The sequence below is a fragment of the Pantoea sp. B623 genome (assembly GCF_024814475.1).
Classification (GTDB): Bacteria; Pseudomonadota; Gammaproteobacteria; order Enterobacterales; family Enterobacteriaceae; genus Pantoea; species Pantoea ananatis.
The window spans coordinates 2111471-2137763 of sequence record NZ_JANUXM010000004.1; the positions used below are offsets into that span (position 1 = coordinate 2111471).

The 26293-nt window shown below is 54.6% G+C and carries 21 protein-coding genes; 8 read left to right on the top strand and 13 right to left on the bottom strand.

All coding sequences use genetic code 11. The features are described 5' to 3' along the window. Positions 1 to 80 precede the first annotated feature (80 nt). On the top strand, positions 81 to 947 hold the full coding sequence (locus NXS97_RS11655) for a nucleoside-specific channel-forming protein Tsx (protein WP_014595086.1): 867 nt from the start codon (positions 81 to 83) through the stop codon (positions 945 to 947). A gap of 86 nt (positions 948 to 1033) precedes the next feature. Here the strand turns inward: NXS97_RS11655 and yjdN are convergent, their stop codons facing one another. Beyond that, complete coding sequence (gene yjdN / locus NXS97_RS11660) at positions 1034 to 1471, bottom strand: VOC family metalloprotein YjdN (protein WP_022622130.1); 438 nt, start codon at positions 1469 to 1471, stop codon at positions 1034 to 1036. A gap of 571 nt (positions 1472 to 2042) precedes the next feature. Here yjdN and NXS97_RS11665 point away from each other — a divergent pair. Then, positions 2043 to 3587, top strand: coding sequence for a methyl-accepting chemotaxis protein (locus tag NXS97_RS11665; RefSeq protein WP_014595085.1), 1545 nt, complete (start codon positions 2043 to 2045; stop codon positions 3585 to 3587). Between the two features lie 355 nt (positions 3588 to 3942). Further along, entirely contained in the window at positions 3943 to 5352 is a 1410-nt protein-coding gene (locus NXS97_RS11670) for an MFS transporter (RefSeq protein ID WP_013024203.1), read from the top strand. Positions 5353 to 5395: 43 nt separating this feature from the next. Here the strand turns inward: NXS97_RS11670 and NXS97_RS11675 are convergent, their stop codons facing one another. The 3 genes from NXS97_RS11675 to NXS97_RS11685 are packed head-to-tail and all read right to left on the bottom strand — an operon-like array spanning position 5396 to position 9230. Further along, positions 5396 to 6706 carry a cytochrome c gene (locus tag NXS97_RS11675; RefSeq protein ID WP_105077042.1) on the bottom strand — a complete coding sequence of 437 codons (1311 nt, stop codon included), beginning with the start codon at positions 6704 to 6706 and terminating at the stop codon, positions 5396 to 5398. Positions 6707 to 6717: 11 nt separating this feature from the next. Then, the gene (locus NXS97_RS11680; protein ID WP_013024201.1) at positions 6718 to 8502 is read right to left on the bottom strand and encodes a GMC family oxidoreductase; all 1785 of its coding nucleotides are present in this window, start codon (positions 8500 to 8502) and stop codon (positions 6718 to 6720) included. Positions 8503 to 8504: 2 nt separating this feature from the next. Beyond that, positions 8505 to 9230, bottom strand: coding sequence for a gluconate 2-dehydrogenase subunit 3 family protein (locus tag NXS97_RS11685; protein WP_019105649.1), 726 nt, complete (start codon positions 9228 to 9230; stop codon positions 8505 to 8507). A 273-nt stretch (positions 9231 to 9503) separates the two neighbouring features. Between NXS97_RS11685 and sbmA the strand changes: the two genes are divergently transcribed. Beyond that, positions 9504 to 10751: a peptide antibiotic transporter SbmA gene (gene sbmA / locus NXS97_RS11690; RefSeq protein WP_014595081.1), complete on the top strand. Its 1248-nt coding sequence runs from the start codon at positions 9504 to 9506 to the stop codon at positions 10749 to 10751. Positions 10752 to 11292: 541 nt separating this feature from the next. Here the strand turns inward: sbmA and NXS97_RS11695 are convergent. Continuing rightward, positions 11293 to 11502, bottom strand: coding sequence for a DUF1471 domain-containing protein (locus NXS97_RS11695; protein ID WP_014606922.1), 210 nt, complete (start codon positions 11500 to 11502; stop codon positions 11293 to 11295). Positions 11503 to 11716: 214 nt separating this feature from the next. After that, complete coding sequence (locus NXS97_RS11700) at positions 11717 to 12904, bottom strand: MFS transporter (RefSeq protein WP_013024197.1); 1188 nt, start codon at positions 12902 to 12904, stop codon at positions 11717 to 11719. A gap of 104 nt (positions 12905 to 13008) precedes the next feature. Here NXS97_RS11700 and NXS97_RS11705 point away from each other — a divergent pair, with 104 nt between their 5' ends. Beyond that, on the top strand, positions 13009 to 13974 hold the full coding sequence (locus NXS97_RS11705) for an AraC family transcriptional regulator (protein WP_014595080.1): 966 nt from the start codon (positions 13009 to 13011) through the stop codon (positions 13972 to 13974). Here the strand turns inward: NXS97_RS11705 and NXS97_RS11710 are convergent. The 4 genes from NXS97_RS11710 to gltP form a co-directional block, all read right to left on the bottom strand. After that, a complete protein-coding gene (locus NXS97_RS11710) occupies positions 13971 to 15515 on the bottom strand; it encodes a PAS domain-containing methyl-accepting chemotaxis protein (protein ID WP_013024196.1) in 1545 nt (514 codons plus the stop codon). The genes NXS97_RS11705 and NXS97_RS11710 overlap by 4 nt on opposite strands. Before the next feature lie 322 nt (positions 15516 to 15837). Next, the gene (gene murP, locus NXS97_RS11715) at positions 15838 to 17271 is read right to left on the bottom strand and encodes a PTS N-acetylmuramic acid transporter subunit IIBC (protein WP_089517694.1); all 1434 of its coding nucleotides are present in this window, start codon (positions 17269 to 17271) and stop codon (positions 15838 to 15840) included. Beyond that, entirely contained in the window at positions 17271 to 18182 is a 912-nt protein-coding gene (gene murQ / locus NXS97_RS11720) for an N-acetylmuramic acid 6-phosphate etherase (protein ID WP_041457929.1), read from the bottom strand. Before murQ ends, murP begins: the two co-directional genes overlap by 1 nt. A gap of 150 nt (positions 18183 to 18332) precedes the next feature. Beyond that, positions 18333 to 19634, bottom strand: a complete 1302-nt coding sequence (gltP, locus tag NXS97_RS11725) for a glutamate/aspartate:proton symporter GltP (RefSeq protein WP_014595076.1) — start codon at positions 19632 to 19634, stop codon at positions 18333 to 18335. A 585-nt stretch (positions 19635 to 20219) separates the two neighbouring features. On the opposite strand from gltP, the gene acs reads away from it, so the two are divergent. The 3 genes from acs to actP all read left to right on the top strand — a co-directional run bounded on the left by acs (position 20220) and on the right by actP (position 24286). Then, the gene (gene acs, locus NXS97_RS11730; protein ID WP_014606927.1) at positions 20220 to 22175 is read left to right on the top strand and encodes an acetate--CoA ligase; all 1956 of its coding nucleotides are present in this window, start codon (positions 20220 to 20222) and stop codon (positions 22173 to 22175) included. A 129-nt stretch (positions 22176 to 22304) separates the two neighbouring features. Next, a complete protein-coding gene (locus NXS97_RS11735; RefSeq protein ID WP_014606928.1) occupies positions 22305 to 22634 on the top strand; it encodes a DUF485 domain-containing protein in 330 nt (109 codons plus the stop codon). Continuing rightward, positions 22631 to 24286, top strand: a complete 1656-nt coding sequence (actP, locus tag NXS97_RS11740) for a cation/acetate symporter ActP (RefSeq protein ID WP_013024190.1) — start codon at positions 22631 to 22633, stop codon at positions 24284 to 24286. The genes NXS97_RS11735 and actP overlap by 4 nt, the downstream gene beginning before the upstream one ends. 67 nt (positions 24287 to 24353) lie before the next feature. Here actP and NXS97_RS11745 read toward each other — a convergent pair whose 3' ends face one another. From NXS97_RS11745 to NXS97_RS11755, 3 genes are all read right to left on the bottom strand, one after another. Then, positions 24354 to 24899: a YfaZ family outer membrane protein gene (locus NXS97_RS11745; RefSeq protein WP_014606929.1), complete on the bottom strand. Its 546-nt coding sequence runs from the start codon at positions 24897 to 24899 to the stop codon at positions 24354 to 24356. Between the two features lie 183 nt (positions 24900 to 25082). Beyond that, entirely contained in the window at positions 25083 to 25778 is a 696-nt protein-coding gene (locus tag NXS97_RS11750) for an LrgB family protein (protein ID WP_105077040.1), read from the bottom strand. Continuing rightward, entirely contained in the window at positions 25771 to 26202 is a 432-nt protein-coding gene (locus NXS97_RS11755) for a CidA/LrgA family protein (protein WP_116219973.1), read from the bottom strand. The genes NXS97_RS11750 and NXS97_RS11755 overlap by 8 nt, the downstream gene beginning before the upstream one ends. Positions 26203 to 26293 lie beyond the last annotated feature (91 nt).

Here is a 26293-nt window from a genome sequence, read left to right on the forward strand (position 1 = left end):
TACTGCCCAACCTTTGGGATTGATTTCCAAACAGCGCGCAAACGATTGTCTTGCGCATAAAAACCAGTGGTCAAAATATAATGAAATTTAAAACGTTAATGGCAGGCGCCCTGCTGGCAGGTTCCTTAAACGGTGCAGTGCAGGCTGCTGACAATGCTCCTCAGTACGTTTCCGACTGGTGGCATCAGAGCGTAAACGTGGTGGGCAGTTACCACACTCGCTTCGGACCGCAGTTCAATAATGACGTCTATCTGGAATATGAAGCGTTTGCGAAAAAAGACTGGTTTGATTTTTACGGCTACGTTGATCTGCCGAACTTCTTTGGCGTGGGCAACAGCAATGCTAACGGCATTTTCGACCACGGTTCGCCGCTGTTCATGGAAATTGAACCGCGTTTCTCCATTGATAAACTGACCGGTACCAGCCTGGCCTTTGGTCCGTTTAAAGAGTGGTATTTCGCGAACAACTATATCTACGATATGGGCCGCAACAGCGCCAACCGTCAGAATACCTGGTATATGGGCTTGGGCACCGACATTGATACGCACAGCGATATCGGTCTGTCGCTTAACGTCTATGCCAAATACCAGTGGGAAAACTACGGTGCAGCGAATGAAAACAGCTGGGATGGCTATCGCTTCAAAGTGAAATATTTTGTGCCAATCACCACCCTGTGGGGCGGTAACCTTGGCTACGTAGGCTTTACCAACTTCGACTGGGGTTCAGACTTACGCGAAAAGAGTGGCCCGATTCGCACCAGCAATTCAATCGCCTCCAGCCATATCCTGTCGCTGGGTTACGATCACTGGCACTTCTCGGCCGTCGCCCGTTATTTTCATAACGGCGGTCAGTGGGGAGCGGGTCAGGAGTTAGGATTTGGTGAAAGCGCGTCTGAAATCAAGTCCACAGGCTGGGGTTACTACCTGGTCGCTGGCTATAACTTCTGATTGCTGTTGCACCGCGAAAAGAGGTGGCGGCAAACGTTGAGGCCTTCCCATGAGGAAGGCCTCGCGTCTTTACAGACTGCAGCGTATTACGCGTCGGGTTTTACCACGTTGATGCGCCATGGAATATTGAATTTATCGATAAACATGGCGAAGCCGTTAGACCAGAACGTCTCCTGCCATTGCGTAGTGACTTTCCCGCCTGCAGACAGCTTTTCAAACCATGCCTTACCCTGCTCTGCATCATTGGTTGCCAGACTCACGGCATAGCCCGCGTGTTCTGAGGCCGGAGGCTGATGGGGATTGCCATCACTCATCATCAGCTCACCCTGACCAATGCGGAGGTGCGCATGCATAATTTTCTCAGGGGGCAACGGCGGAGCGGACCGATCGCCCACCTGTTCACCCTGCTCCGGCATATCGCCAAACGTCATTTTTTGCAGCAGTTTTCCACCCGTTGCCTGCAAATAGAATTCTATCGCTTCTTCACAGCGACCATAGAGAAACAAATAGGGACATACTTGCATTATTACCTCGATACCGGTGAGTAGAGACTTCCTTATAACGATGTAATAAGTGTAGACGACAGGTCAGGGTTGACGACGATAACCGGATAAAGATTCATCATTCGGATTATTTACCTGACGTAGGTCAGCCTTTTCTCTGTTGATTTTACAAATAAAACAGGACCAGACCTGACAACAATAAAAGCGTGATTTCCTGTCAGATATTATTGTCATGGCAATAATAACAAAGCATGACCGTCGAATGATGAAATAAAAGGCCAGTTTATAACGCGTTACGATACATCACCTCTTGCGCCGTGCTGTTTATCGCCAGCAGTCATCCTGTGCACGCGCCGATCGTTCGGGCTTTGTTAAATCTGTCTGGCCCTAAAACTCAGGTTATCTAACGTAAAGGGCGAAATAACCGAACCGGCAGAAAAGATCATCAGGTAATAATATTGAATCATCTGGTTCATTATTTCGCTCATCTTTTACCCACCTTATTGTTTATTAATTTCAGCACGTTCCCACTAAATATTTACCCTCCTGATGCCGATATATCAGTCCATAATCCCCTATTCAGGACTGCGTAATGTCGTTAAAAAAATCTTCACTACTGGTTTTGTCGTTCCTGTTAATTCTTTTTCTTATCAGCATATCGGTCAGCATCTGGTTACTGGCCCGGAGCAACGCGTCGTTAAATGCGGTTAATAAAGAAATCCGCGTAGTGTTATCAGTTATCGATCCTATCAACCACAGCCGAACGTTACGCGTCCGGCTGATGGAATACATGAAAGAAATTGAGAACGACGGCCCGCAGGGCGGCTATTCTCTGGACAGCGTGAAAAGCGTCGCGGCTAAAGCCGATGCTGCCTTTCAGGCTTATCTGAGTGCGCCACGCATTCCGGGTGAAGAGGCCGATGCAGACCGCTATCGTCAGGCCTATCTGGCTTATCGCGATCAGGGAATTCAACCCTTGATTGAAGCGGCCGAAGCCCGCGATCAGCAGCGCTTTAAAAATCAAATTGCCAACGTAGTCCGCCTCGACCGGCAGTATGAAATCGTCCTGGATCAGGTGCTGGCCCAACACGAGGCTTATGCGAAGAAACTGAATACTGACGCCCAGGGCAACTTTTCATCCGGGATCACGCTGCTCATCGTGTTTGGCTTGTTATTCCTGGCCATCATCATTGCGATACTGATCTTTGTCAGACGCTATATCTTATCGCCGCTCAATAACGCAAAAGCGCACTGCAGCGAGATTGCGGCAGGCGTGCTCGATCACCCGGTGCCGGTCAAAATCGGCTCGAAGAGCGAAATTCAGCAACTGATGAGCTCGATGGAGCAAATGCGGACGTCTCTGACGGACATTATTATCCGGGTGCGCCACTCAACCCACGCGGTGTCCTGTGCTTCACAGGAAATTGCCAGCGGTAATATCGATCTGGCGTCCCGTACCGAGCAGCAAGCTGCGGCGCTAACGGAAACGGCGGCCAGCATGGAGCAGTTAGGGGCAACCGTTAAACAGAACACGGACAACGTGTTTGAAGCCTGCCGTCTGGCTAACGAAGCGGTACAGAACGCAGAAACCGGCGAGAAGGTTTCTCAGCAGGTTATCGTTTCAATGGCCAAAATTAATGAAAGTTCGAAGAAGATCGAGGATATTACCAGCGTTATTAACAGCATTGCTTTTCAAACCAATATTCTGGCGCTGAACGCCGCCGTCGAAGCGGCGCGCGCCGGTGAGCAAGGCCGGGGTTTTGCCGTTGTCGCCGGTGAAGTGCGTAATCTCGCGCAACGCAGCGCCGTGGCGGCGAAAGAAATTGAAGGGCTGATTGCCGAATCGGTCGCGACGATTCGCGTGGGTTCTGATCAGGTCAGCCGCACGGGCGAGGCGATGAATGCGATTATTTCCTCGGTGAGCCGGGTGAACGAGCTGATGGACCACATTTCAACCGCGTCCGATGAGCAGCATCACGGTATCAGCCAGATTGAAAAGGCGGTCACTGAGATGGATGGTGTGACGCAGCAAAACGCCGCGCTGGTCCAGGAGTCGGCCGCCGCGGCTGCTTCGCTGGAAGAGCAGGCTCAGCACCTGACCCACTCCGTTTCTGCTTTCCGCCTGTCTGGCGTCTAAAACGGATTCCCGCTCGGGTGATCAGGCCTGAGCGGGAAACAGACTCTGTGCGGCGCGGCGTCAGCCTGTGAGTGCCTGGCCTTTACCGGCCCGCCAATCGTGGTGACGGCTGACCGCGCCTTTGTGCCCTGACCGGCTCTTGTGCCTTTACCTCGGCCGCCTGCCGTTCTGCCCTAAAAACCGTCCCAGTCAATACTGCAATATGCGTTGCTAAAAATTCATCACTATTCCTGTCGGCAAGAATCAGGTAATTGATTATTCTGCTGCTTCACGGCTCGCGAATGGGCAACGCTTTCAAAACACATCACGGCCTGTAGCGGGAATGGCAATCATCCTGACATGAGGTTCACCTTACATGACACCAGCCTTCATCACAGGGATAGCACCGACGGCGGCATCGTCGGCCAACACCAGCTTAGCTGAGCGCATTGATGCGCTACCTTCTTCTGTCGGTTTATGGCGCTTTATCTCGCTGCTGGCGCTGGGCGGGTTCTTTGAGCTTTACGATCTGTTTGAAACCGGGTATATCAGCACTGGCTTGCTGGCGGCCGGTATCTTTCACGCGGGCAGTGCCGGGATACTGGGCATTACCGATCAGGCTGCGTTTGCTTCCGCTACCTTCCTGGGGCTGTTTGTTGGCGCCAGCCTGCTCACGCCCCTTGCCGACCGCTTTGGTCGTCGACTGACCTTTATCTGTGCCCTGGCCTGGTACGGCGTATTTTCACTGCTCATGGCTTTTCAGCACAGCGCGGAGATGGTGATCCTGTGCCGCTTTCTGGTGGGGATTGGGCTGGGCGTAGAATTGGTCACCATTGATACTTATTTGAGTGAATGGGTGCCCACTCACCTGCGTAACCGGGCTTTTGCCTTTTCATTTTTTATCCAGTTCCTGTCGGTGCCTGCCGTCGCGCTCATGTCGTGGTGGCTGATGCCGCAAAATATCCTTGGGCTGGAAGGCTGGCGCTGGGTGGTGATTGCCGGTGCGGTCTGTTCACTGGTGATCTGGTTTGTGCGCAAAAACCTGCCAGAGTCCGCTCGCTGGCTGGTGCAGCAGGGGCGCGTCGATGAGGCCCATCAGGTGATGGCGAAAATGGAAAAACGGTGCGGCATCGCCCCGGGCCTGCCGTTGACGAAGCCGTCCGTCTCAGACAAGAAACCGGAGAAGAGCCGCTTTCGGGAGATCTGGTCAGCCCGCTATCGCAAGCGCACGCTTATGTTGGTGGTCATGAACTTCTTTCAGGCGATTGGTTTTTATGGTTTTGGTAACTGGCTGCCGGCATTGCTGTCCGGTCAGGGAACGTCGATCACCCACAGCCTGCTGTATGCGTTTTTTATCACGCTTGCCTACCCGATTGGATCGCTGATTTGTGGCAGTTTTACCAGCCAGCTCGAAAACAAATGGCAAATCGTTCTCTCTTCGCTCATGACGGTGGTATTCGGTACGCTGTTTGCCCTGCAAACCAACCCGGTACTGCTGATTATTTGCGGTTTCCTGATCACCTTCTCGAATGCCTGGCTGACCTGCAGCTATCATGCCTATCAGACCGAGATTTTCCCCACGCACATCCGCGCACGGGCGGTGGGTTTCTGCTACTCGTTCAGCCGGTTATCAACCGCATTCAGCAGTCTTTTGATCGGTGTGATTTTGCAGTACGCCGGCACGCATGGCGTTATCGCGTTTATCGTGCTGAGTATGCTGATGGTGATGCTGTCGGTGGGCGTTTTCGGGCCTAAGACGCGCGGTATCAGGCTGGAACATATCTGAACATTCAGCCTTCCCCCTGCGGGGAAGGCTGAAACACTGAGGTCTACTTCCCTTCTAACACCTTGATATCTGCATTGCCCTGACGATCTTTGACCTCTTCACGCAGCGCAGCCACCTGCTTCGCCGTCACGTTATCCGCCGCCTTGTTGCCCCAGCTGCGACGAATAAAGTTCACCACGTCCGCGACCTGCTGATCGTTCAGACGCCAGCCAAATGCCGGCATAGTGATGGTTGAAGGCGCGCCTTTTACTCCACGCAGTTCGCCACCAACCAGCACGATGTGAATCAGCGAGGTCGGATCGTCTGCCATCACCACAGGATTGCCCCGCAGCGCAGGATAGAAGCGTTTATAGCCTCTGCCATCGGTTTTATGGCAGGCTGCGCAGCTGTCCACATAGGTCGCGGCGCCCGTCTGACTGTCGTCGCCCTTCCATAAGGCTTTGGCCGTCGCGTCATCCACGCTAAACGCCACCTGATGCGGATCTTTGGCACCCAGCGACTTCAGATAGCGGGCGATGGCCGTGATGTCTTCATCCGTCAGGTGCTGCAGGCTGTGGTCGACAACGTCCACCATGCCGCCAAATGCCGCCGTGTGGTCGTTACGCCCATAGCGCAGGAACTGGCGCAGGTCATCTTCACTCCAGCGGCCCAGGCCATCGCGGTTATCTCCGCGCAGATTGCTTGCGGTCCAGCCGTCAACCGGCGCACTGCTGCCCGCCAGATAATCCGTTCCCCCGGCATTGGTTAACGCCTTTTCCTGCAGGGTAAAACTACGCGGCGTATGGCAGGCACCGCAGTGGCCCAGACCTTCTACCAGGTAACGGCCGCGCGCCAGCGTCGCATCCTCCTGCTCTGCAGGCTGGAACGCCTTTACATCCGGTGCAAACAGGTTGCGCCAGATCGCCAGCGGCCAGCGCATTGACAGGGGCCAGGGAATATCACTCTCTTTGTTGGCCTGACTGACCGGGGCAACTCCGTGCATGAAGTAGGCATACAGCGCCTGCATGTCTTCATCGCTGACCACGGCATAAGACGGATAAGGCATAGCGGGATAGAGCGTATCGCCGTTTTTCGCGATACCGTGCCGCACGGCTTTCTGAAAGTCGTCGTAGCTGTAGTCACCAATACCGGTCGATTTATCCGGCGTGATATTGGTGGAGTAGATCGTGCCAATCGGCGTGGTCATCGGCAATCCCCCTGCAAAGGGCTTGCCGCCTTCACTGCTGTGGCAGGCTACACAGTCGCCCGCGCGCGCCAGATATTCACCGCGTTTAACCAGATCCGCCGTGCTGTCATCCGCCAGGGCGGCGAAGGCGAGGCTGCCCAACACCAGGGCTAAAATACCGTTTTTCATCACCATCTTCCTTATGCCTGCACCAGGGGACCCGGATTCTTCAGATACTGTTCCCGAATCGCTTTCGCCGACCAGTAGGTCAGTGCGGCGACCATGCCGGTGGGGTTATATCCCAGCCCCTGCGGAAACGCTGAAGCGCCGGGAACGAAGACATTCGGCACATCCCAGCTTTGCAGATAACGGTTCACCGCACTGGTATTGGGATCTTCACCCATAATCGCGCCGCCGCTGATGTGGGTTGTCTGATACACGGTCGTGTCAAAATGCGTACCAGGCTTCTTCGCCCCGCCAATGATCATTTTAGGATTCATGGCTTCGGCGATTTTATGCATTTTCCCCACCATGAACTGCGCCATTTTGATGTCGTTGTCCTGCCAGTCGAACGTCATGCGCAGCAACGGCTGGCCGTAGGCATCTTTGTAGTTCGGGTCCAGGTCCAGATAGTTAGCGCGGTAAGACTGGTGCGCACCGTGAGCATCCATGGAAAGGTGGTGCGTGTAGGTGTCCGCCACGGCGGCTTTCCACTGACTGCCCCAGTTTGGCGTGCCGGTCGGCGTGGGGAGCCCCGAGATCGGTTTGGTGCCCGCCTGGTTCACCCAGAACGGCGACCCGCCAACAAAGCCGTGCGGACCATGATCGAAATTGTCGGCATTGAAATCATCCACGGCGACGCCTGCACCGCCAGCACCGATGAAGGGATTGGTGGTGGTGTTTTTATCGAACAGCGCTTTCAACGTCGACAGGTTTTGATAGGCGAAGTTGCGCCCTACCGTACCTTCGTTGGTGATCGGGTTGTAAGGTTTACCAATGCCGGACAACAGCATCAAATGGACGTTATGGAACTGAAAGGCAGACAGAATGACCAGATCCGCCGGTTGCACCTGCTCACGGCCCTGCGCATCGACATAGGTGACACCGGTCGCACGCTGCTTATCACCCGTGAGGTTGACGCGCAGCACGTAAGAATTGTTACGCAGCTCAAACTTTGGCTCCTGACGCAGCGCAGGCAAAATATTCACATTCGGCGATGCCTTGGAATACATATAACAGGCGTAGCCGCTGCAGTAGCCGCAGAAGTTGCACGGCCCCATCTGGGCGCCGTAAGTATTGGTATAGGGACCAGAGGTGTTCGCCGACGGCAGATCGTAAGGGTGATAACCTACGGACTCGGCGGCCTGGGCAAACAGCTGAGCCGACCAGGTACGCTTTTGCGCGGGCAGTGGAAAGTTGTCAGAGCGATCGGGCGCAAAGGGGTTACCGCCTTTGTCTTTGCCGACGACCTTGCCCTGAATACTCCAGGCACTACCGGAGGTGCCAAACACCTTTTCAGCTTTATCAAAAAAAGGCTCCAGCTCCTGGTAGTCCACGCCAAAGTCCTGAATGGTCATGCCTTCAGGAATAAAGTTTTTGCCGTAGCGCGCCTCATAGTGGCTACGCAGCTTCAGCTCTACGGGATCAACCCGGAAATGGACACCCGACCAGTGCAGCCCGGCGCCGCCGGTACCGGTACCGGGCAGGAAGGCCGCCAGTTGGCGGTAAGGCACGGCCGTTTGTGAGGCGTCGTGCCGAATGGTGACGGTGCTCTTAGACAGGTCCTGAAACAGCTTTTTGCGAACGTTGTAGGTCAGCTCATCAATCGACTGCGGGTAAGAACCATCCGGATAGGTATCACGATGTGGACCGCGCTCCAGCGCCAGCACGTTCAGACCTGCTTCGGTCAGCTCTTTGGCCATAATGGCGCCCGCCCAGCCAAAGCCGACAATCACGGCATCCACTTTCTTTAATTCATTTGCCATGCTCAGCTTCTCTCTCCACGAATCGACACTGACGGGAACGGATAGCGTTCACCGCGCTCTACCCAGTCCATAAAGTCGGCGCGTGCGCCAGGGAAGTTAATGAGCTTCCAGCCCACCATGCCCTGATTGCCGCCGTGGATGGGATCGCTAAAGAAGCCTTCGCGGGTGTTCTGCAGTAAGTATGAGAAAAACACGTTGGCGGGCAGCTGACGGAAACCGGCCTTGCCGCTCTCCATGGCCTGTAATAATGCGTCCTGCTGCCCGGCGTCGAGTTGGGCAAACACCTTACCGTGCTGCTGCTGACTGTAATGATCGGCATCAGCCAGACCGAGACGGTAGATCTGTTGCGGCACCAGCGGCAGCTGATAGCCCATTTCTTTAGGGACGTCGGGATTGAAAGGCCCCTGCATATACCAGTTCGCTCCGGTGGCGTAAGGCGTATTCATCTGACGATCGATAAACTCAGGCACGCCTGCTTCCAGCGCGCCGGGGCCGCGTTCATCAGCAGGAATCAGACGCGCAACGGCCGCCTTGATAAAGGCAAATTCCTCGGCGGTAAACCAGGTGGGCTGATAATCTCGGGCAGACTGGGGTGCGGCGGGCGCTGCCGCCTGAGCGGGCGCAGAAAATGCACCAAGTGCGCTGCTGCCTACCGCCACTGCGGGCGCCAGGGTGATGGTCTTCAGCAAAAAATCCCTGCGTGAATGACCCTTTTTCTGGTCTGACATGACATTGCCTCATCACCGCATCAACTGCGGTACGAAAAAGAGAAGTGAGTACGTTGTAGTGGTTTTTATCTGCGGATTTCGGGTACAACGAACTGTTACCGGTAACAGTGAATATAAGTGTAACACCATTGCCAATAAACATTTAGTTTAAGGAAACAAAAAAGCACAATTTCATTAACATATATTTTGTCGATGTCATGTTCAGAAACAACAGGCTACAGACAGATAGCCGTTTAAACGTTATAAAAGCGATTACACAACAGCGGAGTACCTATGTTTAAGTCTTTCTTCCCGCGACCGGGACTGTTTTTCAGCTCGGCCGCCCTTTGGAGTTTACTGGCGATTTTTGGCTGGTTTGGCTTTGCCAGCGATTTACCGGCCCATTTTTGGCCTGCTTTTCAGGCCGCCATCAAGCAGCCCTTGCCCACGACGGTAATGCGGTTTATTGCGCCGGGTGAGTTGTGGTTTTATGCCTATTACTGGCTGATGGTGGCAATTTTCGCGATAGCCTGGCGACTAACTGACAACCATCCGTGGCAACGCTGGTCGGTATGGGGTTCGGCACTGATTATTTTTGTCACCTGGTTTGGTGTGCAGGTTGGCGTTGCCGTAAACGCCTGGTATGGCCCTTTTTATGATTTGATCCAAAAAGCGCTGACGAAAGCCGGCTCGGTTCAAATCAACGAATTTTATGCTCAGGTGATGGCCTTTTTGGGCATTGCCTTAATTGCGGTCGTTATTGGCGTGATGAATGCTTTTTTCATCAGCCATTGGGTATTCCGCTGGCGTACCGCAATGAACAATTATTATATGCACCACTGGCAGCGCTTACGCCACGTTGAAGGCGCGGCTCAGCGTGTGCAGGAAGATACCATGCGTTTTGCCACAACGCTGGAAAGCTGGGGCGTGAACTTTATCCAGGCCATTATGACCCTGGTGGCCTTTCTGCCGGTGTTGATCGCCCTGTCACATCATGTCGAAAACATTCCGATTCTGGGGAATCTTCCTTACGCGCTGGTGATTGCTGCGGTTCTCTGGTCGCTGTTCGGTACCGGTCTGCTGGCGCTGGTCGGGATTAAGCTCCCCGGTCTCGAATTTCGTAATCAGCGAGTTGAAGCTGCTTATCGTAAAGAGCTGGTTTACGGCGAAGACAACGCCGATCGTGCCACACCACCCACGGTAAAAGTGCTGTTCAACAACGTGCGGGTTAACTATTTCCGTCTGTATTTTCACTATCTCTACTTCAACATCAGCCGCATTCTTTATCTTCAGGTCGATAACGTCTTTGGACTGTTTCTGTTGTTCCCGTCCATTGTCGCCGGAACGATAACGCTGGGTTTGCTTAACCAGATAACCAACGTTTTCGATCAGGTCCGCAGCTCGTTCCAGTACCTGATCACCTCGTGGTCGACGCTGGTTGAGCTGATGTCTATCTATAAACGTCTGCGCAGCTTTGAGCAGATTCTGGATGACGTGCCGCACGGTGAGATGATGCGTGACGCCTCTGAAGACGTGTCATAACCAGGCTCTTCGCCTGCGGCAGCCTCATGCCGCAGGCAAATTATCGCGAATCCAGAGTCATGAGTCGGTGCCTGCCAGGATTGTTGGCCGCGCTTCGCGCAATCCAGACTGACAAGCAGAACCTGGCGACTTGCTGAGCGCAGCAGACCGGTAAACCGGTTACTGATGCGTTTTACGTCTTCCTCTTCTGCCCAGGCTCTGCTTCCCTTAGCCCGTGATGGACTTTGCCATCGGCTGTCGTCCGACCAGGCTTACGTGGTCTTACCGTCTTGCTGCATCAGGGATCGTCCGAGGCCAGCCTGTCTTGCACCTGGCTATTAATGGCAGCAAATCGTCTTTCGCGTGAAATCGCGGCCGCAGCGGAGAAGCCTGCACGTTATCGCGCCCAAAAATCAGGCAAGCGTCTGCACAGCTGACAGGCTTAGTGGCGAATAACAAAGGAGTCTGATGGGGAACCAGGAAGGGAAAAGATGAAACGGCGGGCATCCACAAACGCCGCCAGGACGCCCATAGGCGTCCTGTCAGCACACAACTTCAAGCATTATTTCAGCAGTTCAGCGGTCATGTGCACGCCGTTATTGGTGTTAGCTTCGGTGATTTTATAGGAAGCACCAGCTTCTTGCGCCTGCGCAGCAATTTTCGCTTCGGTGCTGTCCAGAGTAGAACCGGTCGCTGTCACAGTTTGCGCGAAGCCTGCAACAGGAAGAACGGCAAGGGCGATAACAGCAGCAAAAGTTTTGATAGTTTTCATGATAAATTCCTCGGTCATTTTCAGTTTATTTAAGGCGTTTTGCCTTGTGTGAAAACATAATAGGCCGAATATTGATCAGAAAAAAGCAGAGGGTTTTGCTTAAGTTGTTCAATAAAACTGAAATTGAAAAGCACGTTTAGCCCTGTTAAAACACAAAAGGTTAAAAAACCAGACCGCAATAAAAAGGCAGCATATATCGCTGCCATGAGTCACATTAACCGTGATGCCTGACGCGGGAAAAGATCGTTACTGCCGCCACCAGCATCAGCGCGCTACTGGCAAGGAAAACGCCGCCTGCGCCGCGTAAGTCAAACATCCAGCCTCCCGCCGCCGCGCCCACCGTAATCGCCAACTGAATGGTTGCCACCAGTAACCCACCGCCCGATTCAGCATCGTCTGGCACCGCACGTGAAATCCACGTAGACCAGCCCGTCGGCATCGAACCAAACGCCAGGCCCCAGATCGCGACACCGCCTGCAACCAGCCAGCCAGTATGGCCAAAACTCACCAGCATCAGGGCCGTCGCGCCCATCAGCAGGGCCATTCCGCTCAGCGTCAGTGATACGCTACGTGTCACCAGATAACCGGCCAGATACGTACCCACAAAGTTAGCGATGCCAAATGCCAGCAGCACCAGAGACAGCTGGCTGAGGTCAAGCCGCGCCACGCTTTCCAGAAACGGTCGCAGATAGGTGAAAAAAGCAAAGTGGGCAGTAAACATCATGATCACCGCCAGCATTCCCCAGCGCATGACATTTATCCGTAACAACGCCAGCACACCGCCGCTGCGCGCGTTGCCTTCGGCAGGCATGGCGGGAAGGGTGAAAAACTGCCAGAGCAGGGAAGTCGCGCCCAGGCCCGCCGTAAACAGGAAGATCGCTCGCCAGCCTACCAGCCCGCCCAGATAACTGCCCAGCGGGGTCGCAATAATGGTCGCCAGTGAGATACCACTAAACACGATGGAGAGTGCGCGAGGGACCTGATCGGCGGGCACCAGCCGCATGGTAATGGCGGTAGACAACGTCCAGAAGCCACCAATGGCCACCCCCAGCAGGACGCGCGCCAGCAAAATGACGGTCAGATTGGCGGCCAGTGCCACCATCAATGCGGAAACGATGAGCAGTAATGAGAAGGCCAGCATCACCACCCGGCGATCGATGCGTCGGACCAGGCTGCCTACCGTCAGACTGGTGAGAAGCGCAATCAGGGCCGTGACGGTCACTGTCTGTCCCGCCAGACCTTCCGAAACGTTCAGGCTGCGCGCTATCGGCGTCAGCAAACTAATAGGTAAAAACTCGGCGGTAATCAGGCTAAATACGCCAAACGACATCGCAAAGACGGCGCCCCACGCTGGCTGAGTGGGTATGGAAACCTCATCAGCCACTTCAGTGTTGAGACTCATGTTGCTTCTCCGGAAAAAAAAGTAGTGCTGAGCATAGAGGGGATGAGCAAGACGATCTATGATGGTTACACCGTCATTTTTGATAATTCGTCTGGATTTCTGTGATGAGCCGTTACGATGAGTTGACCAGTGAGTTGCTAATGGGCATGCGCCTGTATGGCGTTAACTACCAGCGCATTGCCGTCAGCGCCCCTTTTGGCCTGCGCTTTAATGATTCTCCGGGACGGGCCCAGTTTCATTTTGTCGGGCGCGGTACGCTGCTGGTGCGTGGCGCATCCGGCGCGCTTTTCACGCTGAACAGTGGCGATGCCCTGCTGATCCCTCACGGTAAGCCGCACAGCCTGCTCTCCAGTGAGGATGCCGACTGTCAGTGCATTGACGCGATGGCGAGCAAACCGATCTGTGACAGTATCTGTGCCATTACGGCACCGGCTGATGCCTGTGAAGATGACCACAGCGTCCTGTTATTCAGCGCCAGCATGGCATTTGAACTGGGCGGCATGCAGCCGCTGATCAACACGATGCCGGACGTCATGCTGGTCAGTACGCTGCTGTCACACTACCCGGAGATTCGCCCAATGCTGGAGGCGATGGAGCGTGAATCACGTACCCGACACGCGGGTCACGCCGGGATTCTTTCGCGTCTGGCGGATGTGGTTGCGGCCCTGGTGGTGCGTGGCTGGGTAGAAAATGGCTGTGGGCAAAGTAGCGGGCTGGTGCAAGCGATGCGCGATCCGCGCCTGAGTGAGGCCATTGCCGCCATGCACCGTTCTCCGGGCGAGAACTGGACGGTAGAACGTTTAGCGCGCGAAGCCGGTAGCTCACGCTCGGTATTTGCCGAACGCTTTCTTCATGCCACCGGTATGACGCCGCTGCGCTACCTGACCGAATTGCGCATGCGACTGGCGGTTAAACGCATCGCCGACCATGGTGAGGCGCTGGAAACGGTCGCTTTCGATTTGGGCTATGGTTCACTGGCCGCTTTTAGCCGGGCCTTTAAACGAATAATCGGCCAGTCACCCGGTGCACTGCGTGCCGGCTATACAGGCACGCAGGCGGTCGCGTCTTAGCGAAACACGCTGATCGCTTCAACCAGCCGGTTAGCCTGATGCGTCATGCGCCCTGAGGCTTCTGCGCTTTCCTGAACGCGGGCGGCGTTTTGATGGGTAATATCGTCCAGATCTTCCACCGCCGTGCTCACTTCACTCAACGCGGTGGACTGTTCTGCTGTCGCGGCGCTGATTTGGCCGATCAGTGACGTCACGTTCTGGACCTGCTGCACAATGTCCTGCATGGTGTGGCCTGCGGCACCCGCATGCTCGTTACCTGAATTGACCCGGCTGGCGCTGGTTTCAACCAGCGCTTTAATCTCGCTGGCGGCTTTTGCGCTGCGCTGTGCCAGGCTCCGCACCTCACCGGCCACCACGGCGAACCCTTTCCCCTGTTCACCCGCTCTGGCCGCCTCTACCGCCGCGTTCAGCGCCAGGATGTTGGTCTGGAAAGCAATGCTGTCGATAACGCTGGTGATACTGGCAATGCGCTGTGAGCTGTCAGCGATTTCTGCCATCATTCCCATCATCTCCTTCATGACCTCGCCGCCCTTGCTTGCCGCTTCACTGGTGTTAACAGAGAGCGAACTCACTTCCTGTGCGGTCTGCGTATTACTTTTTACCGTTGCAGTCATTTCGTTCATGGTCGCGGCCGTTTGCTGTACGTTGGCCGCCGCCTGCTCGGTGCGACGACTCAGTTCATTATTGCTACGGGCAATCGCATCACTGGCACTCAGCACATTAATGGCCTGGCCACTGACATCATCGACTAACCAGCGGAACATCAGCCCCAGCTGTCCAATGGCGCGTAGCGTCAGTCCTACCTCGTCGATGCGATCCATCTGCTCAACCTGATGGCTGGCACCGGTTGCCACACGCAGCGCCTGCCTGCACATGCGCTCGATGGGACGCGAGATCTGCTGTTCGAGCCACAGGCTGGCCAGCAACAGCAGGCAGGCCATACCGCCCGTAAAGCCCGCCAGCGCCAGTGGCGCAACGCCCAATGCCCAGACGCCCGCAACCGACAGCGGCAAGACAGCCAGTAACGCAGTGCGAATGCGCCAGCGGAGCGGCAACGTTTTTAATATCGATCCAAGACGACGCCAGCCGCTGCGTATAATCAGCCCTTTGTGAAACTGGCGGCCCCTTGCGCGTCCTTCGCGGAAATCGCGATACAGCGCTTCACACTGTTTAACCTCCTGCGCTGAGGGCTTGGTGCGAACGGACATATAGCCCTGGACCTTGCCGTCACGCACCACCGGAATGGCATTCGCCCGCACCCAGTAATGGTCTCCGTTTTTACGCCGGTTTTTAACCAGCGCGGTCCAGGGTTCACCCTGTTTTAAGGTGGCCCACATATCTGCAAAGGCTTCTGGTGGCATATCCGGATGGCGCACCATATTGTGCGGCTGCCCTTTTACCTCATCAGAGGTAAAACCACTGGCCTCAATAAAGGCGTCGTTGGCATAGGTGATATAGCTATTCAGGTCGGTCGTTGACATCAGTGTGGCATGATCGTCATAGACATATTCACGCTGGGAAACAGGTTGGTTATTGCGCATAGGAGTCCTTGCTCGTACCAGTCAGACTTACACCAGAAGTGTTAATGAGTGAGTGTTAAAAGGTAAAGATTACCTTTTTTTATGTTTTCGGCACTTGCGTAATGACTCTTTAGTGCTACGCGCAAATTTGTTGCATTTAAAAAGCCGCTTTAGGGCGGCTTTTGGTATTTATACCGCGATCATGCATTGCGAACGTAGCGGGTTGAGTACGCAGACTGGTAAGCCCGAGACAGTGTTAGGGACGTTTTGATGCAACAGACTCCCCATCCTTAATTTTTTACAGACCTGCTTAACAGGCTTTCTTCGTGTTTTATTTATCAATTCAGCGCAGGTCGACATTGCGGGTGCCGAACCACCACGTCAGTAAAAAGCCGCTAACCCAGGCGACGATCAATCCCCCCAGATAGACAGCCATGCCGGCAAAAATCCCCTGATGCGACGTCATCAGCGGCAGCGTGACCAGCCCAGACGGGCCAAATACGGTATTCATGCCCACCGGCAGCCCCAGCCATGCCACTAAGCCAATAAAGAACCCGCCGACCGCACCGCCACAGCAGGCGGTAATAAAAGGTTTGAGGCGCGGCAGCGTTACTCCGTAGATAAGCGGTTCCCCCACGCCCAGTAAGCCTGGCACGATAGCGCCTTTTATCTGGGCACGCAGCAGCGCGCCCTTTTCCGCTTTGCACCAGAGCGCCAGCGAGGCACCGACCTGACCGGCACCCGCCATGGCGAGAATCGGAAACAGTGAGTTAAATCCCTGGGTTTCCATCAGGGCAAAATAGACCGGGATAAATCCCTGATGAATGCCAAACATGACGGCGATCAGGAACAGTCCGGCCAGTAGCGCACAGCCAAACGGGTTGTTATTGAGGTGGATAAAGAGCCATGACATGCCCTTAAACAGCTCGCCGCCGACCGGCATAATCAGCAGGTATGTCAGCGCGCCCGTGATCAATAAGGTCAGCAGCGAGGTGAGAATCATATCCAGATTGTCTGGAATGATCGTGCGCAGCCGCCTTTCCAGCCAGCCACCAAACATGGCCGCCAGCAGCACCCCGATGATATTACCGCGCGGATCGATAGCCAGACCAAAAAAGCTGTCCATACCGCTGTAATAGCCGACTTTGGCATCCGGCACGTAGCCCAGAATAAACAGCGAGGCGATGATGGCCCCGTTTACGCCCGTGCCGCCGAAGGCTTTTTGCGCGTTGTAGCCAATCAGAATGCTGAGGAAGGTAAACAGCCCTTTGCCGAACACTTTCATATAGGCCACGCCCTGAATCAGCCAGCCAGGATGATCGCCAGGCGTGCTCAGGTGCAGGCTTTGCTCAATCAGGGTGGCAAACCCCAGCAGTAAACCTGCGGCAATAAAACCCGGAATGAGCGGCGTAAAAATGGTGGCGAAGCGTGCCAGGAACTGCTGCAGCGCGCCGGTCTGCCTGGCTTTTATCTGCTGTTTCTGTTCTGCCGCTACCTGGTGCAATACCGCGGCATCGCCCTGCGCCTGCGCCAGGATGGCCTGCATCCGTTCTGCCGCCGTCTGTGCCTTACCAGGACCGAGCACTATCTGCAACTGATCATCGCTGTCGATGACGCCCAGCACGCCAGGCAGGCGTTTCAGCCGGGCAATATCGGCCTGATTGTGTCTCAGCATCAGTCGTAAACGCGTCATACAGTTGCCGCATACGACGATGTTCGCCGCGCCGCCCACTGCCTGCACGATATCGTGCAGAAGTGCATCGGTCATTTTTGCCATTAGCGCGCTCCCGAATCCTGTAATGCTTTGCGGATAAAGCCCTGGTGCTTAGCGAGCAGCGCGATTGCCTCATCGGCATTTAATCCTGCTAACACCATGAGGATGGCGGTTTTACAGTGTCCGCCACAGGCCGACAGCGCCGAGCGGGCGCTGGCTTCATCACAGTCAGTGGCCTGAATAACAATGTTAACCTGCCGCTGCACCAGCTTTTGGTTAGTGGCTTCAACATCCACCATCAGGTTGCCGTAAACCTTACCGCTACGAATCATCGCTCCGGTGGTGAGCATATTCAGCACCAGCTTCTGTGCGGTTCCGGCTTTCATGCGTGATGATCCCGTCACCACTTCAGGCCCCACTACTGGCGTCAGGGCGATATCGGCGACCTGAGCCATTTTGCTGTGTGGATTACAGGTCAGCGCTATCGTGGAGGCACCGCACTGCCGGGCATAATCCAGCGCGCCCAATACATAGGGCGTCCGTCCACTGGCAGCGATGCCGACCAGCACGTCGTGGCGGCTAAAGTGAATAGCCTTCAGATCCTGAGCACCCTGTTCCACATTGTCTTCTGCGTTCTCTACCGCCTGCAAGATGGCCTGATGGCCCCCGGCAATCAGGCCAATAACCTGGTCGCGTGGTGTTCCGAAAGTTGGTGGGCATTCACTTGCATCAAGAATACCTAAACGGCCGGATGTCCCGGCACCGCAGTAAACCAGACGTCCCCCTGCGCTGAACGCCGCGCAGATTGCCTCCACCGCGCGCGCAATCTCCGGCACGATCGCCTCCACGGCCAGAGCGACTTTTTTGTCTTCCTCGTTGATGACCCGCAGCATCGCCTCTGTGCTCATTTCATCAATATGCTGGCTGGCCGGATTGCGCCCTTCCGTGATCATCTGACTGAGATCGATTTTCACACTCGTCCTCCACAGGAATAATTTATTCTGAATATTTTTAACACAACGAATGAATAATTCATCCTCTGCCCACGTTTTTTTCTGCGGTGATAAAAACGGGGTAAAAAAAAGGCCCAACCACCGTTGAGCCTTTGTCTTGCTAACCCGCTGTTAACTGGCGGTTTGCGTCCGTAACTGTAATTCGTACGCTTTAGCCTGTTCTGTATCGAACTGGTTTTCCCAGCGCGCAATGACCAGCACTGCCAGAGCATTACCCACCACGTTGAGCGCGGTGCGGGCCATATCCATAATGCGGTCCACGCCCGCAATAAACGCCAGCCCTTCCAGCGGAATACCCACGCTGCCGAGCGTTGCCAACAGCACAACAAAGGATACGCCGGGCACGCCCGCAATGCCTTTGGAGGTGACCATCAGCGTCAGCACCAGAATAATTTCGTCCGTCAGCGACAGATCAATGCCATACAGCTGAGCAATAAAGATGGCGGCGATGCTCTGATACAGCGTTGATCCATCCAGGTTAAACGAATAGCCGGTCGGAACGACAAAGCTGGTAATCGCTTTGGGCGCGCCATAGGCTTCCATTTTCTCCATGATGCGCGGCAGCACGGTTTCTGAACTGGACGTTGAGTAAGACAGGATCAGCTCATCTTTTAAAATGCGCATCAGCGTCGTAATGCGTAGCTTGCAGAAACGCGCGACCGCCCCCAGCACCACAAAGGCAAAGAAGAGGATCGCCACATACACCAGCAGCACTAACTTCGCGAGCGGCCACAGCGACGCGAAGCCAAAGTTAGCAATCGTCACGGCGATCAACGCAAACACGCCCACTGGCGCGTAACGCATGATCATATGCGTCACTTTAAACATGGTTTCTGATACGCCACGGAACAGATTGACCAGCGGATCGCGCTGTTCTGACGGCAGAGCGGACAGTCCCAGCCCAAAAAGTACCGAGAAAAAGATAATCGGCAGCATTTCACCCTTTGCCATGGAGGCAAAGATGTTCTGCGGGATCAGCGACAGGATGGTCGCCACCAGACTGTGGGTGCCTTCCTGCACCTGAGCGGTTGTGGCTTCATATTTAGAGATGTCCACCGTTGCCAGCGTAGACATATCAATGCCGGTGCCGGGCTTAAACACGTTGGCCAGGGTAATACCAACAACAATGGCAACGGTGGTAATCACTTCAAAGTACAAAATGGTTTTGAGACCAATGCGTCCCAGCTTTTTCGCATCCCCGACACCCGCAATGCCGACAATCAAGGATGAAATCACGATGGGTACGACGATCATCTTAATCAGATGAATAAAGATATCGCCCGCCGGGCTGAGAATATTATTGACTAACCATTCACGATCCTCTGGCTGATTATGCAACACGGCACCCACGATGATGCCAAGCACAAGTGCGATCAGAATCTGCCAGGCAAGGCTGATTTTAAAACCTTTCATAACGCGTAATTTCCTCAGTCAAAACCCGTTTCTCTCTACTGCGAAGGTGCAGAAGACAATACACACAGGGAAGTGAGCAAAAAGCCCGGTAAATTAGAGGGTGTTTATAGACGGCGTCCCGCATTGAAATGCGATGATTTCCATACCCATTTTCAGACGCGGTCTGAGCTGATACCTGATGATCAGGGGCGAGATAAGTACCATTTTCACTGTGGTAAATGCAACCCTTGGAGGCTTCGATTAAAACTTCACCATCTCTTAAGCATAAAATGCTGGCACAGGCGCAAATCCCTAACCTGCTGTTATGAAAAGTAAACCTTCGATAAGTTTTCGCATAGCTATTCAGGCAATGCTCAATGTCTGCGCGGTTCGTTCGCTGTTTTTTTAACCAGCGCCCTTCACAAAATGTTGCAACTTAAATCCCCATTTTTTGCAGGGAGTTAGGGTGATTTTATCCAATTCACGACGTTTTTATGTCAGCAAGGTTAACGCGTGATCTATGGCGCAAAAAAGAAACAAAACCGGTTGTCGGGCTTCACTTAACCATTGATTGACATATGATTAACATCTTCAAGGAGATTCGCCATGAGCCAACATCATATCTATCCTGTTCCAGAAAATATTGCAGCAAACGCGCTGATTACTGCCGAACAGTATCAGGCGATGTACCAGCAATCGGTTACCGATCCAGAAACATTCTGGGGGGAGCAAGGTAAAATCCTTGACTGGATAAAGCCTTACAGCAAAGTCAAAAACACGTCTTTTGCGCCTGGCAATATTTCCATTCGTTGGTATGAGGACGGTACGCTCAATCTGGCGGCGAACTGCCTGGATCGTCACCTGGCAACCCGGGGCGATCATCCTGCCATCATCTGGGAAGGTGATGATGCCAACGAAAGCAAAACAATAACCTTTCGTCAGCTTCACGCCGATGTCTGTCGCTTTGCCAACGTGCTGGAGCTGCTCGGGGTTAAAAAAGGCGATGTCGTCGCGATTTATATGCCAATGGTGCCGGAAGCCGCGGTCGCCATGCTGGCCTGCGCGCGCATTGGCGCCGTGCATTCGGTTATTTTTGGCGGCTTTTCACCGGAAGCGGTGGCAGGTCGCGTGATCGACTCCAGTGCAGCCTTAATTGTGACAGCCGATGAAGGCGTGCGCGCGGGGCGTACGATCCCACTGAAAAAAAATGTGGATGATGCGTTAAAAAATCCCAACGTAAACAGCGTGAAAAACGTCGTGGTCTTTCAACGTACCGGCAAAGACGTCGGTTGGGTTGAAGGACGTGACAGGCACTGGCACGAGCTGATGCAGAACGCCAGTACCAACCACTCTGCGGCAGAAATGCAGGCAGAAGATCCGCTGTTTATCCTGTATACCTCAGGTTCAACCGGCAAGCCGAAAGGCGTGCTGCATACGACCGGCGGCTATCTGGTTTACGCTGCGACCACCTTTAAGTTTGTTTTTGACTACCATCAGGACGATATCTACTGGTGTACGGCTGACGTAGGCTGGGTTACCGGCCACAGCTATCTGCTGTATGGCCCGCTGGCCTGCGGTGCCACGACGCTGATGTTTGAAGGCGTGCCCAACTGGCCGACGTCCGCCCGCATGGCGCAGGTGGTGGATAAGCATAAAGTCACCCTGCTCTATACCGCGCCCACGGCTATCCGCGCGCTGATGGCCGAAGGGGACAAGGCGATTGAAGGCACCGACCGTAGCAGTCTGCGTATTATGGGTTCGGTCGGTGAGCCGATTAATCCGGAAGCCTGGGAGTGGTATCACAAAAAAATCGGCAACAGCCAGTGTCCAATAGTGGATACCTGGTGGCAGACCGAAACCGGGGGGTTTATGATCACCCCGCTACCCGGCGCAACGCGGCTTAAGGCCGGTTCTGCGACCACGCCTTTCTTTGGCGTACAGCCCGCGCTGGTCGATAATGAGGGGCATCCTCAGGAAGGAGCCTGCGAAGGTAACCTGGTTATCACTGATTCCTGGCCAGGCCAGGCCCGAACGCTGTTCGGCGATCACGACCGTTTCGAACAAACCTATTTCTCTACCTTCAAAAATGCCTACTTTAGCGGTGACGGCGCGCGACGGGATGAGGACGGTTATTACTGGATCACCGGCCGCGTGGATGATGTGCTGAATGTGTCAGGGCATCGTCTGGGCACGGCAGAAATCGAATCGGCCCTGGTTTCCCACCCTAAAATTGCCGAAGCCGCTGTGGTGGGGATCCCGCACAGCATTAAGGGCCAGGCGATTTACGCCTATATCACCCTGAATCACGGCGAGGAGCCCTCACCAGAGCTTTACACCGAAGTGCGTAACTGGGTACGCAAAGAAATTGGCCCGATCGCCACGCCCGATGTGCTGCACTGGACCGACTCTCTGCCAAAAACCCGCTCCGGTAAAATCATGCGCCGTATCCTGCGGAAAATCGCCGCGGGTGATACCAGTAATTTAGGCGATACGTCAACGCTGGCCGATCCTGGCGTCGTTGAGAAACTGCTTGAAGAGAAACAGTCCATCACCATGCCGTAACAACCCGGCGGAAAGCATCAGGCTTTCCGCCACCACTTCCCTACGTAGTGTGTTTCTGTAGTCACAAAAATATAACTCATTCACGCTTTTGCGTGAGGTCCACGCCTGCATGCTTCTGGAGATAATGTGATGAATGATGCCCTGCCCGAACAGGAAAGGATCTACCAACAAATTGAACGTAATCCTCGCTTTCAGGAATTGGTACACAAGCGCCAGTCTTTTGCCCTGCTGCTGTCGTTAATTATGCTGGTGCTGTATGTCGGCTTTATTCTGCTTATTGCTTTTGCCCCTGGCTGGCTGGGCACGCCTCTTCATGCCGGCACCAATGTGACACGCGGCATTCCGCTCGGCGTAGGGCTGATCGTCATCTCCTTTGTCCTGACCGGCGTGTACGTCTGGCGCGCAAACGGCGAGTTTGATCGTCTGACGAAGGCTATCCTCAGCGAGGTAAAACCATGATCCGTCTTATGCTGTGGATGCTGGCAGCGCTGCTGCCGTTTTCTGCTCTGGCCGCCGATGCCATTACGGGCGCGGTACAGAAACAGGCTGTTAACTATCAGGCGATCGTCATGTTTGTGATTTTCGTCGGCGCCACGTTGAGTATCACTTACTGGGCGTCGAAGCGAACGCGTTCGCGTAGCGATTACTACACCGCAGGCGGAAATATCACCGGCTTTCAGAATGGGCTGGCCATGGCAGGCGACTTTATGTCCGCCGCCTCTTTTCTGGGTATTTCGGCGCTGGTGTATACCTCGGGCTATGACGGCTTAATCTATTCGCTGGGCTTTCTGGTCGGCTGGCCGATGATTCTGTTTCTGATTGCAGAACGGCTGCGTAATCTGGGACGCTATACCTTTGCCGATGTTGCCTCGTATCGCCTGAAGCAAAAACCCATACGCACCCTGTCAGCCTGCGGTTCACTGGTGGTGGTTGCGCTCTATCTGATTGCTCAGATGGTTGGGGCAGGTAAACTGATCCAGCTTCTGTTCGGCCTCAATTATCACATCGCCGTCATCCTGGTTGGGATCCTGATGGTGATGTACGTGCTGTTCGGCGGCATGCTGGCGACGACCTGGGTTCAGATCATCAAAGCCGTTCTGTTGCTGTTTGGTGCCTCATTCATGGCCATTATGGTAATGAAAAGCACCGGTTTTAGCTTTAATACGCTGTTCACCGAAGCGATGGCTGTCCACCCGAAAGGCGCGGCCATTATGCAGCCTGGCGGGCTGGTTAAAGATCCCATTTCTGCCCTGTCGCTGGGGCTGGGGCTGATGTTTGGTACGGCGGGATTGCCGCATATTCTGATGCGCTTCTTTACCGTTGCCGACGCCAAAGAGGCACGTAAAAGCGTATTTTGGGCCACCGGTTTTATGGGGTACTTCTACTTTCTGACCTTTATTATCGGTTTCGGCGCCATACTGCTGGTCGGAGCCAACCCGGCCTTTAAAGATGCCTCCGGCGCGTTAATCGGCGGCACCAATATGGCGGCGGTACACCTGGCGAATGCGGTTGGCGGCAGCACCTTCCTGGGCTTTATTTCAGCCGTGGCATTCGCCACGATTCTGGCCGTGGTGGCTGGCTTGACGCTGGCGGGCGCTTCGGCGGTCTCTCACGATTTGTATGCCAGCGTTTACCGTAAGGGCCAGGCCAGCGAGCGCGACGAGCTGCGGGTGTCGAAAATTACGGTGCTGGTGCTCGGTGTTGTGGCGATCGCCTTGGGTATTCTGTTTGAAAAACAGAACATCGCGTTTATGGTCGGCCTGGCGTTCTCTATTGCGGCCAGCTGTAACTTTCCGATTATCCTGCTTTCCATGTACTGGTCTAAACTCACCACCCGCGGCGCGATGGTCGGCGGCTGGTTAGGGCTGATCACCGCCGTGGTGCTGATGATTCTTGGCCCTACCGTCTGGGTTCAGGTGTTGGGCCATGCTTCGCCAATCTATCCGTATGAATATCCGGCCCTGTTCTCTATTACTATCGCCTTTGTGGGCACCTGGCTGTTTTCGGTTACCGATCATTCGCAACAGGGCGCAGAAGAGCGCTCACGTTTCCGGGCACAGTTTATTCGCTCCCAGACCGGTGCCGGTATTGAGCAAGGCAAAGCGCACTAATCCCTTTTCCCGGGCATAAAAAAAGGGCAGGGTCCGCGAGGTCCCTGCCCTTTTTCTCAGGCCACTATCAGAAGCGCAGTGATGCACCCACGTATGGACCATCGACCAGGACGTTGTCTTTACGACCGCCTTTATTATTCAGCTCGATATACTGATAACCCACGCGCAGGTTAAGCAGAGAGACTGGCGTAAAGCTCACACCGCCGCTCGCTTCCTGGTAGCTGTCAAGATGATCGGTAAGGCCTTCCGGCGCATAATAATACTGGCCGTACAGGCCCCACATGCTGTTGAAGTTGTACTGCGCGCTGCCGCCCAGCGCCACCGCAAATCCGTCTTTCCCGTCTTCAGGATGGGTAAAAATCGCCTTTGCGGTTGGCGCCAGTCGCAGATCGCCGAAATCGACGTTGTAGCCCAGGCCAGCGCCGTAAGTGCTGCCGTCATGATCGCTACGCAACCAGTTGCCGTTCAGGAACAGGCCTGGTGAGGTCGTGCCCAAACCGACATTCAGGTTGGTGCTGTGCTCGCCAACATCGACGCTGCCCTCGATGGCCTGCGCGGCGCCGCTCAGCATAATGAAGCTCAGAGCGCTTCCGGTAACAAGTTGCTTAAACATGATTCTCTCCATGATGGGTCAAATAATTCCGCATCAAGGGTAGCAGTCTGAAACGAGGTGACAACTAAATTTGGAAAGCTTTACGTAAAAAGAGATGTCATTTTGTGCCAAAACGGACAACGCGCTGTAAGTTAAGCGGAAAAGAGCGGATGACAGGCGCATTCAGGCCTGTCATCACCCGGCTCAGTGTGCCCACATCAGGTGCCCGATGAACGGCGCCAGTATGACGGTTACTACACCAGACAGCATCATCACCAGGCTAGATACCACGCCTTCCTGCTGCCCCAGTTGATAAGCGCGTGCCGTACCGGCACCGTGCGAAGCGGCACCGAATCCGGCCCCTTTCGCCACGCCCTGTTTGATGGCGATGCGCAGGAACAGCACATCCCCTACCGCCATGCCAAATACGCCTGTCACAACCACAAACAGTGCCACCAGATCGGGCTGCGCACCCATGGGTTTGGCCGCCGCCAGCGCAAAGGGCGTAGTAATGGAGCGCACGGCCAGACTTCGCTGAATAGTTTCCGGTAAATTCAGTAAGCGCGCCAGCCAGACGGAACTGCATACCGAGACTGTTGTGGCGGTTAACACACCGGCACTCAGCGATAACCAGTGGCGTTTAATCACCGCCAGATTTTCATAGACCGGCACCGCAAAGGCCAACGTCGCGGGGCCCAACAGCCACAGTAGCCAGTGGCTTTCCGCAATATAGTTTTGCCAGCTGATATGGGTCAGCAGCAGCAGCGCCACCAGAATGAGCGGGGTCATGATCAGCGGCATCAGTAACAGTGTTGGCCAGCGGCGATACAGCCGTTTATTCAGGTAATAAATCATTAGCGTGACGGCCGCACACAGCAGGCTGATAAACAGATTACGCATCGTCGCCGCCCTGCTTACGCGCGGCCCGCGCGACCTCGAAGCGGTACAGGCGATCCACCACCAGGGCGGTCGTTGCCAGCACCAGTAGCGTACTGACCGCAATCACCACAAAAATCCGCCAGCCATCAATCTGTAACAGATCAGCGTAATTCACCACCGCCACCACTGCCGGGGTAAAAAACAGCAGCATCTCTGCCAGCAGCCAGCTGGCACCGACTTTCACCCAGCGCAGCGGTAAAACGCGTAGCGCAATCAGCATTAACATCAGCAGCATGCCGACAATGTTGGCCGGCAGCGCCAGGTGCAGCCAGTTCACCAGCTGCTCGCTGGCGACGAATACCGAGATAAACAGCGCCAGCTGTAGCGGTAAGCTGAGCCGTTGCAGCCTGTCGAGGTTAAGGTGCCGCAATGCCAGTGCCATCATTTTTCTCCCATGTCGTTAATGCGCTCAGTATAGAATCACGAGGTACTGTGAAAAAAATGAATTAAAATTATTAAAATCATGCCAGAAAGGA

Excerpts from the sequence above, each read along its gene's own strand:
- NXS97_RS11710 (WP_013024196.1), bottom strand. The coding sequence starts at position 15,515 with ATGCGCAATAACCAACCTGTTTCCCAGCGTGAATATGTCTATGACGAT.
- NXS97_RS11685 (WP_019105649.1), bottom strand. The coding sequence starts at position 9,230 with ATGTCAGACCAGAAAAAGGGTCATTCACGCAGGGATTTTTTGCTGAAG.
- NXS97_RS11680 (WP_013024201.1), bottom strand. The coding sequence starts at position 8,502 with ATGGCAAATGAATTAAAGAAAGTGGATGCCGTGATTGTCGGCTTTGGC.
- NXS97_RS11700 (WP_013024197.1), bottom strand. The coding sequence starts at position 12,904 with ATGAGTCTCAACACTGAAGTGGCTGATGAGGTTTCCATACCCACTCAG.
- acs (WP_014606927.1), top strand. The coding sequence starts at position 20,220 with ATGAGCCAACATCATATCTATCCTGTTCCAGAAAATATTGCAGCAAAC.
- murP (WP_089517694.1), bottom strand. The coding sequence starts at position 17,271 with ATGGCAAAAATGACCGATGCACTTCTGCACGATATCGTGCAGGCAGTG.
- NXS97_RS11705 (WP_014595080.1), top strand. The coding sequence starts at position 13,009 with ATGAGCCGTTACGATGAGTTGACCAGTGAGTTGCTAATGGGCATGCGC.
- NXS97_RS11675 (WP_105077042.1), bottom strand. The coding sequence starts at position 6,706 with ATGAAAAACGGTATTTTAGCCCTGGTGTTGGGCAGCCTCGCCTTCGCC.
- actP (WP_013024190.1), top strand. The coding sequence starts at position 22,631 with ATGATCCGTCTTATGCTGTGGATGCTGGCAGCGCTGCTGCCGTTTTCT.
- NXS97_RS11750 (WP_105077040.1), bottom strand. The coding sequence starts at position 25,778 with ATGCGTAATCTGTTTATCAGCCTGCTGTGTGCGGCCGTCACGCTAATG.
- NXS97_RS11745 (WP_014606929.1), bottom strand. The coding sequence starts at position 24,899 with ATGTTTAAGCAACTTGTTACCGGAAGCGCTCTGAGCTTCATTATGCTG.
- NXS97_RS11655 (WP_014595086.1), top strand. The coding sequence starts at position 81 with ATGAAATTTAAAACGTTAATGGCAGGCGCCCTGCTGGCAGGTTCCTTA.
- sbmA (WP_014595081.1), top strand. The coding sequence starts at position 9,504 with ATGTTTAAGTCTTTCTTCCCGCGACCGGGACTGTTTTTCAGCTCGGCC.
- NXS97_RS11665 (WP_014595085.1), top strand. The coding sequence starts at position 2,043 with ATGTCGTTAAAAAAATCTTCACTACTGGTTTTGTCGTTCCTGTTAATT.
- gltP (WP_014595076.1), bottom strand. The coding sequence starts at position 19,634 with ATGAAAGGTTTTAAAATCAGCCTTGCCTGGCAGATTCTGATCGCACTT.
- NXS97_RS11755 (WP_116219973.1), bottom strand. The coding sequence starts at position 26,202 with ATGATGGCACTGGCATTGCGGCACCTTAACCTCGACAGGCTGCAACGG.
- yjdN (WP_022622130.1), bottom strand. The coding sequence starts at position 1,471 with ATGCAAGTATGTCCCTATTTGTTTCTCTATGGTCGCTGTGAAGAAGCG.
- NXS97_RS11735 (WP_014606928.1), top strand. The coding sequence starts at position 22,305 with ATGAATGATGCCCTGCCCGAACAGGAAAGGATCTACCAACAAATTGAA.
- NXS97_RS11670 (WP_013024203.1), top strand. The coding sequence starts at position 3,943 with ATGACACCAGCCTTCATCACAGGGATAGCACCGACGGCGGCATCGTCG.
- NXS97_RS11695 (WP_014606922.1), bottom strand. The coding sequence starts at position 11,502 with ATGAAAACTATCAAAACTTTTGCTGCTGTTATCGCCCTTGCCGTTCTT.